The sequence below is a fragment of the Methylobrevis pamukkalensis genome, assembly GCF_001720135.1.
Classification (GTDB): Bacteria; Pseudomonadota; Alphaproteobacteria; order Rhizobiales; family Pleomorphomonadaceae; genus Methylobrevis; species Methylobrevis pamukkalensis.
This window is the reverse complement of the sequence record NZ_MCRJ01000265.1, coordinates 1-1142: the sequence shown is the minus strand read 5'-3', so window position 1 is coordinate 1142 and position 1142 is coordinate 1. Positions and strand designations below refer to the sequence as shown.

Genomic DNA, 1142 nt, shown 5'->3' with positions numbered 1-1142 from the left:
GACCCAGCGCGCGCCGGAGACCGAGGCGGCCAAGGTCGCGCGGGGCAAAAAACGCTCGCCGCTCGGCCTCATTCTCCTTGTCGGCTTCGTCCTCGTGCTGCCACTGATCACCTCGGACTTCGTCGCCCAGGTGGCGATGCTGGTCGCGCTCTACATGCTGATGGGCATGGGGCTCAACATCGAGCTCGGCCTTGCCGGCCTCGTCGATCTCGGCTTCGTCGCCTTCTTCGCGGTCGGCGCCTACACCGTGGCGCTGCTCTGCTCGGACGGGCCGCTCGCGGTCGCCAACATCTCCTTCTGGCTGGCGCTGCCGATCGCGATTGTGCTCGCCGCCGTCTCCGGCCTCGTGTTCGGCCTGCCGGTGCTGCGGGTGCGCGGCGACTATCTCGCCATGGCCACCCTCGGCCTCGGCGAGATCGTGCGCGTGCTCGTTCTCTCCGATGCGCTGGCGCCGGTGCTGGGCGGATCGCAGGGCATCATCGAGATCGAGCGGCCGCGGCTCGGCGATCTGGTGCTCAACACCCCGGCCGAGCTCTACTATCTGGCGCTGCTGCTCGCCGCCGCCGTCGCCTTCGTCACCCACCGCCTGCACAATGCCCGCATCGGCCGGGCGTGGATGGCGATCCGCGAGGACGAGGACGTCGCCCAGGCGCTCGGCATCGATCCGGTGGCGGCCAAGCTCGTCGCCTATTCGGTCGGCGCGGCCTTTGCGGGTGCCGCGGGCGCGGTGTTCGCGGTGCTGGTCGGGTCGGTGTTTCCGCATTCCTTCCAGCTGCTGGTCTCGATCAACGTGCTGGCGATCCTCGTCATCGGCGGCCTCGGCAGCCTGCCGGGGGTGCTGGTCGGTTCGATCGTGCTGATCGGCTTGCCTGAACTTTTGCGCGAGTTCGGCGAGTTCCGTTACCTGTTCTACGGCATCGCGCTGGTGACGATGATGCATGTGCGCGCCGAGGGCCTGTGGCCGGCGGCCCAGCCGAAGGAGGCCGCCGATGCGTGACCTCGCCACGCCCGCCGCTTCCGCCACGGGCGACGTGCTCCTCGACGTGCGCGGCCTGACCAAGAGCTTCGGCGGCCTTGCTGCCGTGCGCGCCGTCGATCTCGCCATCCGCCGCGGCTCGGTCCACGCGATCATCGGGCCGAAC

Annotated in this window: 1 protein-coding gene; it reads left to right on the top strand. The window is 69.8% G+C overall.

Annotation, left to right across the window (positions count from 1 at the left end; translation table 11 throughout):
* Positions 1–997: branched-chain amino acid ABC transporter permease (locus A6302_RS20405; protein WP_425349188.1), on the top strand; the 997-nt coding region annotated here is incomplete at its 5' end.
* Positions 998–1142 lie beyond the last annotated feature (145 nt).